The 19,917-nt window shown below is 40.8% G+C and carries 8 protein-coding genes and 2 pseudogenes; 5 read left to right on the top strand and 5 right to left on the bottom strand.

The genetic code is table 11. From position 1 onward, the window contains the following. Positions 1-243 precede the first annotated feature (243 nt). From CLO1100_RS20785 to CLO1100_RS21050, 5 genes and pseudogenes are all read left to right on the top strand, one after another. Positions 244-408, top strand: coding sequence for a hypothetical protein (locus CLO1100_RS20785; RefSeq protein ID WP_187288918.1), 165 nt, complete (start codon positions 244-246; stop codon positions 406-408). Positions 409-541: 133 nt separating this feature from the next. Then, positions 542-12,205, top strand: a complete 11,664-nt coding sequence (locus CLO1100_RS20000; protein ID WP_014313494.1) for a non-ribosomal peptide synthetase — start codon at positions 542-544, stop codon at positions 12,203-12,205. A gap of 289 nt (positions 12,206-12,494) precedes the next feature. Continuing rightward, positions 12,495-12,908 (top strand): annotated as a pseudogene (locus CLO1100_RS09260) (transposase); the annotation flags it as partial. Positions 12,909-13,928: 1,020 nt separating this feature from the next. After that, entirely contained in the window at positions 13,929-14,174 is a 246-nt protein-coding gene (locus tag CLO1100_RS21055; protein WP_041700199.1) for a hypothetical protein, read from the top strand. Between the two features lie 62 nt (positions 14,175-14,236). Further along, positions 14,237-14,395 carry a hypothetical protein gene (locus CLO1100_RS21050; protein WP_242836716.1) on the top strand — a complete coding sequence of 53 codons (159 nt, stop codon included), beginning with the start codon at positions 14,237-14,239 and terminating at the stop codon, positions 14,393-14,395. 719 nt (positions 14,396-15,114) lie between these two features. On the opposite strand, the gene CLO1100_RS09250 is transcribed toward CLO1100_RS21050, so the two are convergent. From CLO1100_RS09250 to CLO1100_RS09235, 5 genes and pseudogenes are all read right to left on the bottom strand, one after another. After that, a complete protein-coding gene (locus tag CLO1100_RS09250; RefSeq protein ID WP_014313493.1) occupies positions 15,115-16,011 on the bottom strand; it encodes a permease in 897 nt (298 codons plus the stop codon). After that, complete coding sequence (locus tag CLO1100_RS09245) at positions 16,004-17,029, bottom strand: DUF362 domain-containing protein (RefSeq protein ID WP_014313492.1); 1,026 nt, start codon at positions 17,027-17,029, stop codon at positions 16,004-16,006. Before CLO1100_RS09245 ends, CLO1100_RS09250 begins: the two co-directional genes overlap by 8 nt. Before the next feature lie 335 nt (positions 17,030-17,364). Further along, positions 17,365-17,595: pseudogene (locus CLO1100_RS21045) on the bottom strand (transposase domain-containing protein); the annotation flags it as partial. A 280-nt stretch (positions 17,596-17,875) separates the two neighbouring features. After that, positions 17,876-18,976 carry an ABC transporter permease gene (locus CLO1100_RS09240; RefSeq protein WP_014313491.1) on the bottom strand — a complete coding sequence of 367 codons (1,101 nt, stop codon included), beginning with the start codon at positions 18,974-18,976 and terminating at the stop codon, positions 17,876-17,878. Beyond that, a complete protein-coding gene (locus CLO1100_RS09235) occupies positions 18,976-19,698 on the bottom strand; it encodes an ABC transporter ATP-binding protein (RefSeq protein ID WP_014313490.1) in 723 nt (240 codons plus the stop codon). Before CLO1100_RS09235 ends, CLO1100_RS09240 begins: the two co-directional genes overlap by 1 nt. Positions 19,699-19,917 lie beyond the last annotated feature (219 nt).

Below are 19,917 nucleotides of genomic sequence, written 5' to 3'. Positions count from 1 at the left end.
TAATGCTTTGCGGAACTTTTTACAGAATGTTTATTCTTTGATCGAGTATGGTTGCATTCGTGATAGCAAGTTTTTTTACCGCACAAAAGATACTATCCTATTTATGACCAAACATCAACTATTATAGTGAACGAACTTCAAATGTAGCAAAAACTCCTGCCAACCTATCCTATCATATGAAATTTTTGCTGATTTTTTCAAATTCGTTCGTTATAGCTGATATTTTCAAGGATGCGCTTATTAATGAGAAGCTGGAAGTTAATAAATGCAAGATATAAGAATGATAAAAAGGATATGGTACAAGCATTATGTCAGCAAATATATGATATTACGCTGATATCTCACCATGAGCTGAAAGAGGATGAAAATATTGAGAGAAACTATATGCTGTTTAATATGGTTACCTAAAAGATGAGATAGATTTTTGCGATTAGAATTGAAGACCGTGTTAAAGAAGAGGCATATTACCGACATCTTTTATGTGTCCCAGAAGTCAAACAAGAGCGAATAAAAAATTTCAGAGTTAAGGAGAAAAAGAGAAATGGATGAAAAAAATAAAGAACGTGCGTATTTTTCATTGACGGAGCCACAAAAATCGATTTGGCTCACACAACAACTGTCCGACTCGATGAACCACAGCGTGACCGTTGATGTCTCATTTGACGGAAAACAGGACAAGTTCGCTGCCAGTAAAGCCATCAGCTTATTGTACAAGTACAATCAAGTCCTGCGTACCGAAGTGACGGAAGCGGATGGCGTGCCCATGCAGTTTTTCCGGGACTATGACCCTAATATCATGTATGGAAGTGTTAGGGAGTTTTCTAGCGCCGTCGCTTATTCAGCCTTTGCTGCCGGCTATGCGGAACAAAGAATGGACGAGACTCTTTGTGAAATCACAGCATTCAGCTACGATAGCAAATATGGTTTTCTCATCAAAGGCTCTCACATGCTGATAGACGGAGTAAGTGCGATTGTATTGCTGGCACGGGTGAAAAAATACTACGATGCCGTTGCAACTCATAAGGAGATCGACGAGTCCGAATACCGCTATCAGGAATTCATTGAGCAGGAAGCAAAGTACTATGACGGCAGCCTGCAATTTCTGAAGGACAGGGAGTTTTGGCAAGACAAACTGTCAGTGATTACCGAACCAACAAGAATCGCGCGGTGCGCGGGGCATTCGCTTGCATCGAAGAGATTCTCGTATCCGTTGGCATCAGATTTTGAAGAACGATTGAAAGGCTACTGCAAGAGAGCCAGCGTTATGGAATTTGCGGTGCTCATGTCATGTTTTGCTAGGTGCGTTTCGGAGCACGTGCGCAGCAAGCCGACTAGCATTTTGTGCGCCGTGATGAGGAGCCGGAAGGGAGCGGTGGAAGAGGCATCGCCCGGGATGTATGTTAACACGATTCCGGTCGTTTTTGACGACGCATTTGAAAGAGATTCCGAAGACACGGCGGAGAAAACCATCAAGACAATTACGAAGGATTTTATAAAAGCGGCCAAACACTTTCGGTATAGTTGGAATTATATCCTGGCGGATTATTATCAGATTCAAGGTCAGAATCAGGCACCGTCGGATGTAACGTTCAGCTACCAGAATTTTGGTTCCTTTGACATGAGCCAATTTGTATCGGAAGCATTTTCTCATACATGGTATTCTACGGGAACGCAAGTGGACAGCCTCGCATTCCATGCCCGCCGGGAACCAAGGGGTAGTTTGCAATTTGTGTTTGATTACCGGGTAGAAGTGTTTTCGGAGGAAGATATATCTAATTTCTGCGGACATCTTATTACAATGCTGGATTCGTTGTTTGCAAACCCAGACGCACGCATAGCAGAATTAGAGATGATCAGCGACGCAGAGCGCGAGACAATCCTAGGTGCTTTCAACGACACCTATGCGGCGTACCCGAGATACAAGACTATTGTTGATCTTTTCGAAGAACAGGTAGTCAGGACCCCGGATAATGTAGCGTTAAAATTCGGAGATAAAATCATGACGTATGCGGAGCTGAACAGAAAAGCGAATGAGTTAGCGATGCGTCTGCGTAGGCTTGGTGTACATACGGATGATAGGGTTGCGATACTGGCAGAGCGCGGCATGGAGATGATCGTAGGAATTTACGGGATACTTAAATCCGGCGGCGCATATGTGCCAATCGATCCAGCTCTGCCCATGGACAGGATTAAGTTCATGTTGGAAGATAGCAACGCAAAAGCCCTTGTGAACGCCGTCAAGTCATTGTCCTTGAAAACAGACGTTGCAAAGGTGGAAATGACATCCCATTGTCTCTTCGATGACGACGAGCCAAATCCAAAACGGGATCCTAACGGCATCATGTATTGTCTTTACACATCAGGCACGACGGGGCGACCCAAGGGGGTTATGTTCCGGGACATGAGCGTGGTAAATTTTCTTTTATGGATGCAGGAAACATATCCATTGGATGAAACAGATGTCATCTTACAGAAGACTAATTACGGATTTGATGTATCAGTGAGTGAACTTTTTTGGTGGGGTCTTGTCGGGGCGAAGATGGTTATCTTACCGAATGGGCTTGAGAGAGAACCAAAGGAGCTGGCACGTTTCATTGCCAAAGAACGCATTACCGCCGTCAATTTTGTGCCTTCCATGCTATCCGCTTTTGTGGCTGAAATCAAAGAAAAGGAATTAAGGCTTGGATTGGGAAGCTTAAAATATATTTTTGCAGCCGGCGAAGTGCTCAGTCCTGATTTGGTAAAACAAGTGTTAAATCCAGTGGATGGAATAAGCCCTGCGGCGTTATTATCCAACCAGTATGGACCCACGGAAGCAAATGTGGTGACATATTACAATTGTGACAAAGGAGAAAAAACGATACCAATAGGATGTCCCATCCACAACACGCAAATTTACATCATAAACGGCGGGAAACTGTGCGGTATCGGTGTTCCGGGAGAGTTGTACATTGCGGGCGACGGGCTGGCGCGAGGATATTTAAATCGTCCGGAGCTGACGGCGGAGAAATTTATAGAGAACCCGTATGGGGAAGGTAGGATATACCGAAGCGGCGACTTGGCGCGTTGGCTGCCGGATGGAAATATAGAGTATCTTGGACGTATAGACGAGCAGGTAAAAATCCGCGGGTACCGCATCGAACTTGGTGAAATTGAAAGTCTAATCAGGAAACAGCCGGGTGTGGCAGATGCAACTGTGATCGTTCGCGAAAGGAATGGGGATAAGAGCCTATGCGCTTATCTTGTCGCAGAGCATAAGGCACAACCGCAAGAACTGGACATGTCCGCCATTCGTGACGTGCTGCGTTCAGAACTGCCGGAGTATATGATCCCGGCATTCATGACGCAGTTGGAAGCCTTGCCGCTCAACCGGAACGGAAAGCTTGACAAGCATGCACTGCCGGAACCGGACGCACTGGCGGGACGGAAGTATGTTGCACCTCGAAACGAAATGGAACAAGCCATTATTTCTGTATATGAAGAAATCTTAGGCGTATCTCCAATAGGTATAGACGACAGTTTCTTCGAGTTGGGCGGGCATTCGTTGCGTGCGACGGTGGCGGTGAACGACCTTGAAAAGCGCACGGGCATACGCCTGCCATTGAAGGCTGTATTTGCGTCTCCGACACCAAGGGAACTGGCAGCCGAGCTACAGGTGCTGGAAACGGGTGCATACAACCCAATACCAAAAGCTGAAAAACGAGACTATTACCCCATGTCACCGGCGCAGAAGCGGTTGTTCCTCATTGACCAAATGGGCGGTGCGGGTTTGGCCTACAATATGCCGGCAGCAGTGGAAGTGACAGGGGAGTTGCACCTGGCCGACATACAAAAAACACTGGAGGCTTTTACAAGACATCACGAAGCCTTGCGCACGAGCTTTACCGTGATTGAAGGAGAAGCAGTGCAGATTATCGGGGATGAAGGGGCAGCCGCAGTAGAATATGAAGAGATTGATGAGTATAGCGAGGAGGAACTGGATAAATTCACCCGTCCATTCGACTTGGGCCAAGCACCGCTTCTCCGCTTAAAGATTTTGAACGTGATAGGGGAAAACCGGCACATTTTGCTGTTCGACATGCATCATATCATTTCGGATGGTATGACGATGAACATCATCATAAAGGAATTTTCTAAGCTTGCCGGTGGCGAAGAACCTGTGCAGCCGGAGGTTCAGTACAAGGATTACAGCGAGTGGCTGCGAGGACGAGATCTCAGCGCACAACGGGAATTTTGGAAGGATGTATTTAAAGACGAGGCACCGGTGCTGGATCTGCCGACGGATTACACACGTCCGAAAACCCAGAGTTTTCGAGGCGGACACGTTTCTATATTGCTGAATCAGGCGCTGAAAAACGGGATAGAAAAGATAAATCAAGCCAGCGGAACCACAGACTTTATGACGTTTCTATCGGTCTTCATGGTGATGCTGCACAAATACAGCCGCCAAGAAGATGTTGTGGTGGGTACGCCTATCTCAGGCAGGGTGCACAGAGATACGCAGTCCATGGTGGGGATGTTCGTCAACACTTTGGCCATGCGCGGTTATCCCACCGGGGAAAAGACATTTAGCGAGTTTTTATCCGAGATAAAAGAGCACGCCCTTGGCGCATACGAGAACCAGGAATATCCATTTGAAGAATTTCTGGAAGATGTGGAAGTTAGACGGGATTTGGCACGGAACCCCTTGTTCGATGTGATGTTTGTCCTGCAAAACAACGAAAAAGCTGAACTGCAAATGGGCGATGCGAGGTTTCGCCCACTTGAAACTGAGCCTAAGACAGCAAAATTTGATCTGACGCTGCAAGTGTCGGAACTTAACGGCGGATATGAGGTTCTCCTTGAGTATTGCCGGGAGCTGTTCGCAGAAGAATCCGTGCGGATGATGCTTCTGCATTTTGAAACGTTGCTGGACTCTATCCTTGAAAATCCGGACGCACGCATAGCAGAATTAGAGATGATTAGCGACGGGGAGCGTGAGACAATCCTTGGTGCTTTCAATGACACGCGGGCAAACTATCCGCAAGATGCGACCGTAGTGGATTTGTTTGAAGAGCAAGTCGCCAAGACTCCGCATAACATCGCGCTGACATTTGGAAACGAAACAATGACTTATGCGGAGCTGAATGGGAAAGCAAATAGCTTGGCGCATCGTTTGCGGGAACTTGGGGTAAAACCGGACGACAGGGTCGTGTTGCTGGCAGAGCGCAGCGTGGAGATGATAGTGGGAATTCTGGGCATCATTAAAGCGGGCGGTGCGTATGTGCCCATTGACCCGGCGTACCCGGAGGAAAGAATTCGGTTTGTGATAGAGGACACAGCACCCAAAGCCGTTTTGGCGTATGGCGTGAGTGTACCTGGAGAAGTGTGTGTGCCAGTGCTTTATTTGAGTGATCCGGATGCTTACGGGATGCAATCGGAGAATCTGTCCAAGGTGAACGGTCCCCGGGATCTTGTGTACATTATTTATACATCCGGCACAACTGGGAAACCCAAAGGCGTTATGATAGAACATAAGGGCGTTGTGAATCTAAAGAAACGATTGCAACGAAATAATCCTTGTGAGGCAGATACAATATTGCAGTTTGCCAGTTTGTCGTTCGATGCGGCAACATACGAAATTGCTTCGTCGTTGCTTTTTGGAGGATCGCTGTGCCTCATTTCGAATGATACCATCTTGGACACTAAGCTTTTTGAGGAGTATGCCGAGAGCCATCATGTGACCATGGCGCTTTTGCCCCCCCATTACTTTACGCAGGTAAACCTTAAGCTCCGCCGGATAATCACAGGAGGTTCGGCGGCAAGTGTAGAAACGGTTATTCGAGCGCGCAGGTTGGGGTCTGCATACACAAATGAATACGGGCCAACGGAGGCTACAGTTACAGCTAGCTGTTGGGAATACGAAGCGGGAACCCCCATCCCCAATGCCATTCCTATTGGGAAACCGGTGGAAAACACGCAAATTTACATCATAAACGGCGGGAAACTGTGCGGTATCGGTGTTCCGGGAGAGTTGTACATTGCGGGCGACGGGCTGGCGCGAGGATATTTAAATCGTCCGGAGCTGACGGCGGAGAAATTTATAGAGAACCCGTATGGGGAAGGTAGGATATACCGAAGCGGCGACTTGGCGCGTTGGCTGCCGGATGGGAATATAGAGTATCTTGGACGTATAGACGAGCAGGTAAAAATCCGCGGGTACCGTATCGAACTTGATGAAATTGAAAGTCTAATCAGGAAACAGCCGGGTGTGGCAGATGTAACCGTGATCGTTCGCGAAAGGAATGGGGATAAGAGCCTGTGCGCTTATCTGGTCGCCGAACATAAGGCACAACCGCAAGAGTTGGACATGTCCGCTATCCGTGACGTGCTGCGGTCAGAACTGCCGGAGTATATGATCCCGGCATTCATGACGCAGTTGGAAGCCTTGCCGCTCAACCGGAACGGAAAGCTTGACAAGCATGCACTGCCGGAACCGGACGCACTGGCGGGACGGAAGTATGTTGCACCGCGAAACGAAATGGAACAAGCCATTATTTCTGTATATGAAGAAATCTTAGGCGTATCTCCAATAGGTATAGACGACAGTTTCTTCGAGTTGGGCGGGCATTCGTTGCGTGCGACGGTGGCGGTGAACGACCTTGAAAAGCGCACGGGCATACGCCTGCCATTGAAGGCTGTATTTGTGTCTCCGACACCAAGGGAACTGGCAGCCGAGCTACAGGTGCTGGAAACGGGTGCATACAACCCAATACCAAAAGCTGAAAAACGAGACTATTACCCCATGTCACCGGCGCAGAAGCGGTTGTTCCTCATTGACCAAATGGGCGGTGCGGGTTTGGCCTACAATATGCCGGCAGCAGTGGAAGTGACAGGGGAGTTGCACCTGGCCGACATACAAAAAACACTGGAGGCTTTGATAAGACATCACGAAGCCTTGCGCACGAGCTTTACCGTGATTGAAGGAGAAGCAGTGCAGATTATCCGAGATGAAGTGGCAGCCGCAGTAGAATATGAAGAGATTGATGAGTATAGCGAGGAGGAACTGGATAAATTCACCCGTCCATTCGACTTGGGCCAAGCACCGCTTCTCCGCTTAAAGATTTTGAACGTGATAGGGGAAAACCGGCACATTTTGCTGTTCGACATGCATCATATCATTTCGGATGGTATGACGATGAATATCATCATAAAGGAATTTTCTAAGCTTGCCGGTGGTGAAGAACCTGTGCAGCCGGAGGTTCAGTACAAGGATTACAGCGAGTGGCTGCGAGGACGAGATCTCAGCGCACAACGGGAATTTTGGAAGGATGTATTTAAAGACGAGGCACCGGTGCTGGATCTGCCGACGGATTACCCACGTCCGAAAACCCAGAGTTTTCGAGGCGGACACGTTTCTATATTGCTGAATCAGGCGCTGAAAAACGGGATAGAAAAGATAAATCAAGCCAGCGGAACCACAGACTTTATGACGTTTCTATCGGTCTTCATGGTGATGCTGTACAAATACAGCCGCCAAGAAGATGTGGTGGTGGGTACGCCGATCTCAGGCAGGGTGCACAGAGATACGCAGTCCATGTTAGGGATGTTCGTCAACACTTTGGCCATGCGCGGTTATCCTACCGGGGAAAAGACATTTAGCGAGTTTTTATCCGAGATAAAAGAGCACGCCCTTGGCGCATACGAGAACCAGGAATATCCATTTGAAGAACTTCTGGAAGATGTGGAAGTTAGACGGGATTTGTCACGGAACCCCTTGTTCGATGTGATGTTTGTCCTGCAAAACAACGAAAAAGCTGAACTGCAAATGGGCGATGCGAGGTTTCGTCCGCTTGAAACTGAGCCTAAGACAGCAAAATTTGATCTACTACTGCAAGTGTCGGAACTTAACGGCGGATATGAGGTTCTCCTTGAGTATTGCCGGGATCTGTTCACGGAAGAATCGGCGCGGACGATGCTTCTGCATTTTGAAGCGTTGCTGGACTCTATCCTTGAAAATCCGGACGCACGCATAGCAGAATTAGAGATGATTAGCGACGTAGAGCGGGAGACAATCCTAGGTGATTTCAACGAAAGAATCAATGACCGCACACAAATCTACATCATTGATTCTGGTAAGTTGTGTGGGATTGGGGTTGCAGGAGAGCTTTGCATAGCAGGGGCTGCACTTGATTGCGGACAACTTAACAACACGGAAATTAGCAAAAATAAATTTGGAAAGAATCCATATGGAGAAGGAAGATTATATCACAGTGGTGAGTTGGCACGATGGCAGATTGGCGGAAACCTTGAGTATATAGGGCATACGTCTGCGCATGATAACAGCGATTCAAATATTAAATCATTAATTGAGTCCGAGGCTAGAAAAACATATCCATATAGTGGCTACGTGAATTATTTGCAAAGCCGTAATACAGCAGATTCTCTTGCTTATTGGCGCTCTCTTTTGTCAGATTATGAAGGGGATTATTATATAAAGTCTGTTTCAGATGTTGATTCTAATGAAGCGTATAGTGGTGTGGTAAGTCGAAAAATTGAACAGGGATTGTTGGATCAACTTGAAGAAACATCAAAAAACTTAAATATATCGATAGGTACAATCTTTGAATCTGCCTTCGGCTTACTTTTGCAGAAATATGTTGGCAGTAGCGATGTATTGTTTGGGAAATTATTACTAGGGAAAAACGAGGAATTTATTAATAGTGAGAGTAGATTTAATAATTCTTTGTACCCCATTCCAGTGAGGTTTAGGGCAGAATCTAAAATGAGTCTGGTAGAACTTCTAAGGGATGTAGCAAGGCAGTCTAGCGAGAGTTTACGTAATAGACATTATACGATGGCTTCTATTCAAGAGATGACAGCCCAAAACGGAAACATAATGAGAGTTCTGTTTGTGTTAAAAGATTGCTTAAGAGATGAGGAATTCATTCAAGGCAGAGATCTAGAATCGAAATCAATCGGAGATCAAACAAGCAATGAATTAACCTTTATTGTAAAGATAGGAGGCAATAACACATTAGAGGTATTTTTCCATACGAAAAAATATTGCAAAATGGATGGTGAACTATTGCTATCGCGTTTTCACCATATTCTCACGCAGATGGCAGATAGTACGGCAATTGAATGCGAAGATATTATGCTTGGAATTACAGAGCAGGAGAACAACGATGTATTCATTCCCTATAATAATACAGATATATGCTTTCAAAATGGAACATTACACGGACTCTTTATAGAACAAGTTATGAAGACACCAATGAATGTAGCCGTCATCTATAATGACCAACAGATTACATACAGCCTTCTCTATCAGAAGGCATGCCGGGTGGCTAATTTTATTCTGGCATCAGGTGTTAAGCCGGGCGCAAAAATAGCAGTGATGGGAGAGCGCAAAATTGAAACAATCGTCAACATATTCGGCATACTGTTCTCGGGTTGTTCTTATGTTCCGTTGAGTCCTGATTATCCTGAAGAAAGGAATCACTATATCATTACGAATAGTGATTGTAAGATGACGCTCATAGCTAATACGTGGGAAGATGCAGCGCATTATTCCGATAAAATTTACCAAGTGCGAGGAGGGGCGGATGAATTAGCGTATGTTATCTACACATCAGGCAGTACTGGTACACCCAAGGGTGTGGCTATCAGGCATGGTGCGGTTGTCAACACGATTATAGCTATTAATAGAAAGTTCCAAATTGATGCCAAAGACAGAATCATTGGCTTATCATCTTTCGCATTTGATTTATCTGTATATGATATCTTTGGAGCTCTGAGCACTGGTGCGACACTGGTGATGGTGGGAGATCAACGTAATGTCAATGAGATTCAAGGGATTCTTGCCAAACAAAAAATCACATTCTGGAACTCAGTACCAGCTATCATGGATATTTTCAATGAGAGTGTGGACCAAAACTTTGTAAATATGAGCTTACGGAATGTATTACTCAGTGGAGATTGGATCCCGTTGCATTTGACGGGAGCAATAAGAAATAAGTTTCCTAACGCTTCGGTGACAAGTCTAGGCGGGGCAACCGAGAGTTCAATATGGTCCATTTATTTTCCAATACATGAGGTGAAAGATGTATGGCGCAGTATTCCATACGGAAAACCGCTAGCTAACCAAAAGATGTATGTACTTGATAAAAAACTCCATATGTGTCCTGTAGGTATTAGCGGGCAGATTTGTATTGGAGGAAAGGGTGTCGCAGAAGGGTATGTGAATGATAGCGTAAAGACCAACCGTGTGTTTGTTAACCACGATGAGTATGGAAAAATTTATTTAACAGGCGACTATGGGCGGATGCGAAGTGACGGTAATATCGAATTCTTGGGCAGAGTTGACGACCAAATCAAAATCAGAGGATTTCGTATTGAGCTTGGTGAAATCGAAAGCGTTATAAGGAAACAACCCGGTGTATTAGATGCTGTAGTTATTGTTCGCGAAATAGATGGTGACAAGAGCATATGTGCCTATCTGGTACCTAAACAGGGAATCGAGCCACAGGAGCTAGATGTCTTCACCGTTCGTGAAGCACTTAGGGAGAAACTACCGGAGTATATGATCCCGACATTTATAATAAAATTGAAAGCATTACCATTGAACAAAAATGGTAAGCTTGACAAGCGTGCGTTACCGAAGCCGGACGGGATTAGACGAACTTACATAGCACCGCGAACGGATGTGGAATGTGCCATAACTCAAGTGTTTGAGGAAATACTGGGTTTAACTTCCATCGGCATTGATGACAGCTTCTTCGAATTAGGAGGCGACTCTATGAAGGCAGTACGAACTGTTTCGAAATTACGTGAAAAGGGCTATGAGTTTACAGTAATAGATATAATGCAGAAGCAGACGGCGAGGTTAATCGGTACTGTGAATGAAAACGATAGAAAGATCAATATGATTGATTTCATGAGCATAACAACCGACGAGTCGGAAAAAGACAAAACTGGAAATATGAAAATCGATATTATTGATGCCATAGAGAATTACGGGAATAACTTCCTCCGAAGCAATTCACACAATGATTGTAATACGTTATATGTCAATCAATATTTTTTGAAAGAGATAAAGAATATAATGATTGATGTAAATGAAATACATTATGATGCAGACGGTACTGCTTCGATATTGAGAACTATAATTTCACATCAAGGAGCCATGCGAGTCAAGTTCAATGAGGTAACAGAGCGCTTTGAAGAATATGAATACTGTGATGACTGGATAATTCCTATTTTAGATACTGAAAAATATAATGTAGAAATGAATTCTTTCATTGATGTATTTCAGCAAGTCGCTCGTGAACTCAATTTCTTGTCAGACAATAGATTGCTCTCTAGGATATTGATACTCAAAACAGGTGTGGATCGTTGTGCAATTCTTCATGCAGTACATCATTCTATATGGGATGGAGTATCAAAGGATTTGTTGAGGGCAATGATTACCGAAGAATTGAGAATAGGGCAATTGGTTAAGAACAGCCAATCATATATACAATATTGTAACGATATTGAAAATACTAAGAAAAACTATGTGTTTAATAAAGAAGAGATATTGGCATTTGAGGAATGTGTTAAATTAGTTTTTACAACATATAAGTCAATTAAAAGGTTAGCTCCAGACTCCTTAACGTCCATTCGTGTAAAATTAGATAATACAAAGAGCAAGGAGTTTTCAGTAAATCCAATTAATACTGCCATGAAATTTTTCTCCAATTTATTATACGACGATACAACAGAAGAAAGTTTAATAGTACCATTTACTATATTGCGGCATAATAGAAACCACAGAAATACTGAGATGTTGGGATTAACACTTGATGCAAATTTTACTTTGTTCGATATTAGAAAGAAAACTAAAATTGAGTGCATGCTTGATAAATATTTTGATCCGGAAGTAATACCATTTTCAGAAAAAATTAGTTTGTTTCAGGAAAAATTCGGGTTCAGTGGTATGGATTTTATGATTCCAAATATTAATTATCAAGGATTGTTTCAAGTTGCCGGAGGCTTAGACAGAGAAAACATGGATGAAATGCAGATAAAAATTGAAACGACAAATTTCAATACAGGAAGGAGCACCATGGGAATGGCGTTTTACATGCAGGACAATATTCTGATGGCGCAAATAGTAGGAATCAGGGTTGATAAAAATATTGTAGAAAGGGCACTGAACAATATTGACCCAACTACAGATTAACAAACACTCGAAAAAATTGAGAAAAAAGGGTAGCACCCGGGGAGCAAAAGTAAGTTCCGCAAAACAAAGAAATCGCCTGGGTCTTACATAGCAAATAAAATATTCTGAACAAGAAGGGTCGCAGTCATCAAAAGGGCGGCGGCCCTTTTTGATTCGACAAGATACTGGTTAATTACTTACATTTCCCCGGAGGATGTAAAAAATCCTGTGTATAGATGACTGAACAAACTCCTTCTTGGCAAGAATTAGAAATAATGAATGCTTAGGAGGAGATTTTTCTGTCAACACTAAGGAGATCTTCAAGGACATGATCCATGAATTGCTGGAGGCAGAACTTGAAGAAATGCTGGCTACGCGAAAGATGACACCAGTAAAAAGGACGTGGACAATAGCCGCAATGGTTATAGTCCCAAGACTTTGAAAAGTGAGTTTGGAGTGGTTGCCATCCAGATGCCACGGAACCGAAAAGTTGAATTTGAGCCTAAAATCGTACCTCAAGTATCAAAGGAATGTATCCGGTATTGAAGAACGGGTGATTGCCCTTTATGCAAGGGGTCTGGCTACGCGGGATATTGAAGACCAAGTGCGTGAGTTTTATGGGATTAACCTGTCCGCCGAAATGGTTAGTAAAATTACCGACCGCATAGCTCCAGAGATCAAGGAGTGTCAGCAAAGGCCACTAGAAGCTGTGTACCTATTTATCATTCAAGGATGAACTGTGTCTCTAACTGACGATAGCCTTCTCAAAACATATCTAGCAATGTATGATGCCTCAAAAAAATGGGCACAAATCCGTAGAGATTGGAGTAATGGTCCATACTCAACTAGAGGTATTCATATAAGATATACTAAAATTGAAGCAATTTTCAGTCCCTTTTTTTAATTATTGAAGTATTATGCTAAAAGCATTGTAAATTATGAAAAAAAGAGTATTCACTTTCGATGAAGACAATTTAGATAAATAAAAACTTGTACGCAAAAATAAATCTCAAAAATGAATTTACACACATTAGAGGGTATCATGGGTGTCGTCCACTTTACATAGATAATGATTATGATAAAGAAATCATTTCAATAAATAAAGACCAAGCTTTAAAGCAAGCCCTAGATTTGTTACAGGATGAGTGGATTAGCAAAGATAACATTGTTAAGATATTTAATTCCCACTGGTCAAATTTAATGAAAGTGCACAAATATGTTTGGTTTACCTTGCAACATATCTGGTGAGGAATTAGGAGTATTAACTACTTCAGGTGAATAGGGAAGAAGACCACATTCAATAAAAACAAGAGAAGCAGCATTGAAAAGAAAGAATCAAAATAAAGTTTTGATACACCTTTTACTCCTTTTCTCGATAAACTTGAAGAAGAATACAAAGAAAAAGCAAGCGAAAGAAGACGTGCGAGAACTAGAGCAGAAATTATACGTAAAAAAAAAGGTACTCCAACCTTAACAGAGCAAAGTGAATGTGATCGTAAACCTTCTACAATAACCGATATTAAAAAATATAATTACAAAAGAACAAATGAAAGCTATAAATTCCATGTCTATTGAAGAAGCATATGAGAAAGGGTTACTTAATATATGACAGATGAAATTGATATTCTTGAATTGTAAAGATATTTATTCTCAATTAATTATACTATACCTACAAAACAAATATTGGACTTAATGAAATCTGTTGAAGAATGGGTATCCCGTAGTAATTACGGAGCTATTATCTATGGTAGACCTCGTATCGGAAAAACAAGAGCTATCAAGTATATTTCGGACAATCTACGTAAAAAGTTTGGTGAGGAACTTCCTATATATATATATTTATAATGCTACAAGTCACACGGTGACAGATAAAGTACTTTATTCTGAGTTGTTAAAGGCTGTAGGACATATAGATGCCCACAAAGGTACGGCTTCTGCAGATGAATTATGGCAAGAGTTTGGTAGATTAACAAAATGGAAAGGTAGTTAAAAAAGCGGCCAAAGTGGCCAAAGTATTGGGGTAAATATGTAAATGCTTTTATATATGATTGTTTGGATAAAGATATAGCAACATATTTAAGAGAAAATAAGCCTCCAAAGTATACTGGCCAAAGATATTTTCAAGGGTTGAATGAGAGTTATGGTACTAAACAGTTAACTCAACATATATGGCAAATAATTGGTATGGCCAAAACATGTGAAGTTATTTAAAAGTATTAGCTAAGGAAAAGTTTGGCCAAGAAATTAAACTAGATAATTAAAATCAGTTACCGATATTCTGTTACAGACTTTTTACAAGTTTCAGTTTAAAAATTAAAGTGATATTGTATAAAATATATTGGAAAGAAACTCTTTTTACAGGGTTACTTTATTTATTTTACAGCTTTCGGTTTACTGGACATTATTTGTGGAACGTATAAAACGTCTCGGAAGTCTGTTCATTCTATATTCACCCCAATTACACGAAATTTTAATTTCGTGTAATTGGGGTCAATAAGCAATAACGATTATCAGGCTCTGTCGATTAAACCTAAACCTGCAATATAATTAAAGCAAACATGCAACATCTTAGCTTTATACCTTGCTATCAAAATTTTAAATACATGCTTTAATTATTTATGTGATACTTGGAATAAGTCTACCAAACCCATCTAAGTCATTATTTATGTAGAACGGAATACTTTCATATTTAATACCCAAATAAGGAACATCTGATCCAGACTTTAAATCTTCTTACAATGTTCTATTAAATTAAAAGAAATGATTAAAATAAAATAATAGAAATAACTCTGTTAAATATCCATTTATATTTTTTGAGGAATTCATAAACAAAGCAATTCGATATAATGGAAACATCCGTTCGAGGGAATATATCAAAGCCTTTTTGGGTGTTTTTTTGAAAACGCCGTTTGTTCTAGATGCTATTAAATTCAAACATTTAATAAGAATCCAATTAAAAGTGCAAAAATTATAACATATGATAAATACAGCACAAACCGTCGGGTACCCAATACAATTTTCACAGCACCCAAATTGGTTATTTTCGTGGCTGGCCCTGTAATCATGAAAGCGGCTGCAGATCCCATGCTCATACCGTCAAATAGCCACTGCCGCAAAAGCGGTATCGTTCCTCCTCCACACATGTAAAGCGGAACACCTATGGTGGCTGCCATCAGTACACCGAATCCCTTGTTACTGCCGAATAGATTAGCAAATGCATTTGCTGGTACATATCTCTGAAACAGCGCGGACAATAAAATTCCCAGAAGAAAGTACAGACCGGTTGCTTTCACATTTCTTCCTAAATTTTTGAGGAAACGTAGTAGAATGTTGGGATCTGTATCATGACTTTTCATTTCATAAAAACCGCTGAAATTAAAAAATGATTTTTCCCTGTAGAATATGTTTATTAGCAACCCTGCTATAAATCCACATAGTAAGCAGGCGACAATTCGTACAATCAATGCCGTAGTTCCCAATGCTACGCTGTAAATAATCAGCTGAGGATTCAATAAAATCGATGACATCATAAAAGCAGCCAGCCAGTCGTCTCTCATACCCTTCTCCGAAAAGGAAGCGGCAATTGGAATCGTTCCATACATGCAAAGCGGAGAGGCTATCCCCAGACAACAGGCTAGGAAAATGCCTAATACCCCAAGCCTCTTATTCTGCAAGCCGCTAAACAGCCGATGTATCCGTTCCTTACCAAACACCGACACCGCAGACCCAATGATCATACCTAACAGCCAATATGTAAAAATCTGTTCCAGCTGAACACTAAAGTAATAAAATAAATATATAAACTCACGATGCAGTATATCAATCATTAATATTCACCAATTTATAAGTGCGACAACCAAGACCAATTTTCTCTGCGTGCTCCAACGTATGTAATCCATTCAAATCTTCAATTCTTCCTCTGAGGGATTCACTACCTTTTGCAGCATATACAAGATCGATACATGCCTGGTCCAACGCTACCGGGTCAGTGGATGAAAGTATTCCAATATCATCAATCTCCGGTTCTGCTGGATTGCCGTTACAGTCACAATCTATGCTAAGATTATTCATCACATTGATGTAAACAATATTCTTTCCGTTTCCCAGGCTGTCAGAAACTGCCTTACCCGCATCACCCATGGATTCCAGAAAGTCATTCTGATTTTCGCCATATATGGTTGAATTATATTTTCCGGCTGTATGGATTAGACATTTTCCTTCGCTCGAACCAAGACCTATGGAAATATTCTTAATAGCCCCTCCAAATCCTGCCATTTCATGTCCTTTAAAATGAGATAATACAAGATAAGAATTATATTTGGAAAAGTGTGATCCTACAAGATCTTCTTTCAGATGGGCTCCCCCTACTACCGGCAGACTCATTGAACCGTCGGCATCCAGAATATCCACCTCTGCAATCGCCGTAAAGCCATGATCCTTCGCAACCTGCATATGCATGGCTGTACTGATTCGGGATCCTCCATACGCTGTATTACATTCAACAATTGTACCCTTGACTGACTGCACCAGTTCTTTAATCAATTTCGGATCCAGATAGTGACTAGCCGGCGGCTCACCTGTGCTGAGCTTCACTGCAACATCACCTTTCGGTGTCCAGTTCAGCGCATTATAAACCGCTATCAAACCCTTGGAGCTGATGTCAGTGGTCATATACACGATTGGGGTTTCTCTCTGTGAATGGGTTACTGATGGGGTTGATGATAGGGTTGACGATGAGGTTACCTCAGCAACTTCATTAACACTGTCCCTAGCATTACTGCATGCTACGAGATAAGGCATCATCACAATGCTTAAAACAATACCTATCATACTTTTAATATTCATATTTCTTATCCTCCCACTTTTTCAATACTATAGATCAGAAGCAATATTGAATGCGTGAAATTTATCCCAAAATTTACTCTAACATACAAATCTAACCCGAGTCAAGATTGTTATGTTGATTTAAGTAATTTATTCCAATTTTTGTATAATGTTACCTTTTGAGTAATTTATAACTATCTTCATAATTGTGCACAATAAAACTTTCAAACATGTTGTGGTTTGAGAGCTTAATAAATAGAGCTTTTTAGTGGTTTTAAAGACAATAAAGATATGATTAACTTTCTATCGATGTGAAGTAAATTTGAATAAAGAAAGACAAATAGGCCGAGCTTAAGTTATTTTTTACATTCCTTCTGCACTCTTTCTGACCAAGGCATCATGCCATCCATAAGCTCAGGATATTTTTTGTATTCCATACCTGGCATATAAAGAAGTAGGTAATTTAAATAAGAGTAAACATTGAGGTTGTTTGCTTTAGCTGTTTCTACCAAACTGTAAATAATTGCACTTGCATCAGCACCCTTAGGTGTATCGCAAAATAGCCAATTTTTTCGTCCTACTATAAAAAATTATACATAACTAAAAAAAGCCGCCAATGCGACTTTTTTCTTATAATTATACATTTTTTCATAATTGAACTTTATCTAATATTCTATAACATTATAGAATATCTATAATACCGATGAATACTGGCTTTATAACAATAATTTGTAACTAGAAATAATTTTCTATATCAACATTATGATAATCTAATTATTGATAAAGCCCAAATGACAGTAAAACTAGTAAAATGCCTACTGTATAGGAATTCCCTAGTATATTAATCTGCCTTGAATATAATAAACCTTATATTTTTCGATATTTTTTTAATGCAAAAACATTGAGTATAATAAAAATCACTGCAAATATAGATAGTGCGCATATATCTCCACTAACTTGACTTAAATCAAAGCCTTTATACATTACACTTTTCAAAGCATCAGCTGCATAATATATAGGCATTATTTTTGCAACAGATTGTAGCCATGTAGCCATATTCTCTGTAGGAAAAATCCCCGCAAAGAATATCTGTGGAACAATAATAATAGGTATAAACTGCATCATTTGAAATTCTGAGGCAGCGAACGCTGATAACAAAGTTCCTAGTGATAATGCTACTAATGCTAATATTAAGTTAATGGTTATTACGCTCCAGATAGAACCTACAAGAACAACACTTAATACATTAATTGAAAATAGCACAACAATAATAGTTTGAATTACAGCAAATGCTCCATATCCTATTAAGTACCCTAATACTATTTCAGCTCTTTGAATTGGAGTAGCTAACAATCTTTCAAGTGTTCCTGTAGTTCTTTCCCTAAGTAGACCGATTCCAGATATAATGAAAACAAAAAAGAAAACAAAGAATCCTATTAAAACTGGATTTAATATATCAAAAAAATTAGTATCTTCATTACCATAAACATAGATAACATTAATATTGTCTTGAGCATTGTCCTTTTGAACATTATTTGGCAATGTAGTTCTATTCCCAAATTGCTTCATTTGACTTTGTAGAGTAGCAAAATGTCTCTGCATGTTCTGTGAGATTACTACTTGATTTACTTTCGCCTCTATCACTCTAGATACTGTAGGTTGACTGTTTTCCAAAGTTAGCTGTAGCTTATCATTCTTCATCTCCAATAACCCGTCAAGTTTGTCTCTATCAATTATATCCTTCGAAATACCATCATATTTTTTAATATCTATGTTTACCTTTTCCAGGTCCGAGATAAGGCTTTTATCAATATTAATTGCCCCTAACTTAGGATTCACCGTGTTCCCGTTAAATAAGAAATGCATTAGAGTTAGTATTAATAGTGGAGCAACAAACAATAACCCCAATGTCCTTTTATCTCTTAGCATCTGCTGAAAAATTCTTTTAACTAACGCAGTTATTCTCACTATATGATACCTCCTGCCTTTAAGAACACCTCTTCTAAACTAGTTACATTATAATTATCCTTTAATTCTTTAGGAGAACCGCTTGTTAGGATTTTCCCCTCTCTAATCATAGCAAGGCAATCGCATCTTTCTGCTTCATCCATAACATGAGTTGTAACTACGATAGTTTTCTTTTCTTCCTTTTTAAGACGTATTAATTCATTCCAAATTGATAATCTTAATTCAGGGTCTATTCCCACTGTAGGTTCATCCAATATAAGCACTTTGGGGTTTTGAATAAAGGCTATTGCTAGTGATAACCTCCGTTTCATTCCCCCAGAATAAGCAGACACCTTTTTATTTAGTTCTTCTCTTAGATTAACTAAATCTGCTACATAAAGCATTCGTTCCTTACGTTCTGTTTTGCTAATTTTGAAAATAGATGCAAAGAATTGGAGATTTTCTTGTGCTGTTAGCTCTGGATATAAAGCATCTGACTGAGCCATATAGCCTATGTTTTGTAGTACTTTTAAGTTAGGCATTTTGGTATCCAATACTTTAACGGTACCAACATCAACCTTTTCCATCCCCACAATAGTTTTGACCAACGTGGTTTTCCCAGCTCCAGATGGACCAATTAAACCATATATCTGTCCTTCTTTTATGGTCAAGTCTACGTCATTCAACACTGTTTTTTTGCCATAACTTTTACTGACTTGCTCTAGCTTAACATTTATAGCCATACAAAGTCTCCTTTTTCGAATAATTTGTTAAGTTCTAAATTAGTATTTACTTTTACAAATCCTTCGACGAAAAGTCTTTTTAGATTAAAAGGCTCTGTTAAAAAACTCATATTATGTATCATGCGATTTAAACGACCCGGATTCAGAGTACTCCTTGTTTGGGTATTGAACCAATTACTAGGGGTAGCACCAGCCGCCGACAATGTTTGCGATACCCTA

Origin of the sequence: Clostridium sp. BNL1100, assembly GCF_000244875.1 — a bacterium.
GTDB lineage: Bacteria > Bacillota > Clostridia > Acetivibrionales > DSM-1351 > Ruminiclostridium.
The sequence above is the reverse complement of the archived record's forward strand: the minus strand, read 5'-3'. Positions and strand labels throughout refer to the sequence as shown.

What these genes read in the sequence shown, in the direction of transcription:
- CLO1100_RS09245 (WP_014313492.1), bottom strand. Translation starts at nt 17,029, where the DNA reads ATGAATATTAAAAGTATGATAGGTATTGTTTTAAGCATTGTGATGATG.
- CLO1100_RS20785 (WP_187288918.1), top strand. Translation starts at nt 244, where the DNA reads ATGAGAAGCTGGAAGTTAATAAATGCAAGATATAAGAATGATAAAAAG.
- CLO1100_RS09235 (WP_014313490.1), bottom strand. Translation starts at nt 19,698, where the DNA reads ATGGCTATAAATGTTAAGCTAGAGCAAGTCAGTAAAAGTTATGGCAAA.
- CLO1100_RS20000 (WP_014313494.1), top strand. Translation starts at nt 542, where the DNA reads ATGGATGAAAAAAATAAAGAACGTGCGTATTTTTCATTGACGGAGCCA.
- CLO1100_RS09250 (WP_014313493.1), bottom strand. Translation starts at nt 16,011, where the DNA reads ATGATTGATATACTGCATCGTGAGTTTATATATTTATTTTATTACTTT.
- CLO1100_RS21055 (WP_041700199.1), top strand. Translation starts at nt 13,929, where the DNA reads ATGGTAGACCTCGTATCGGAAAAACAAGAGCTATCAAGTATATTTCGG.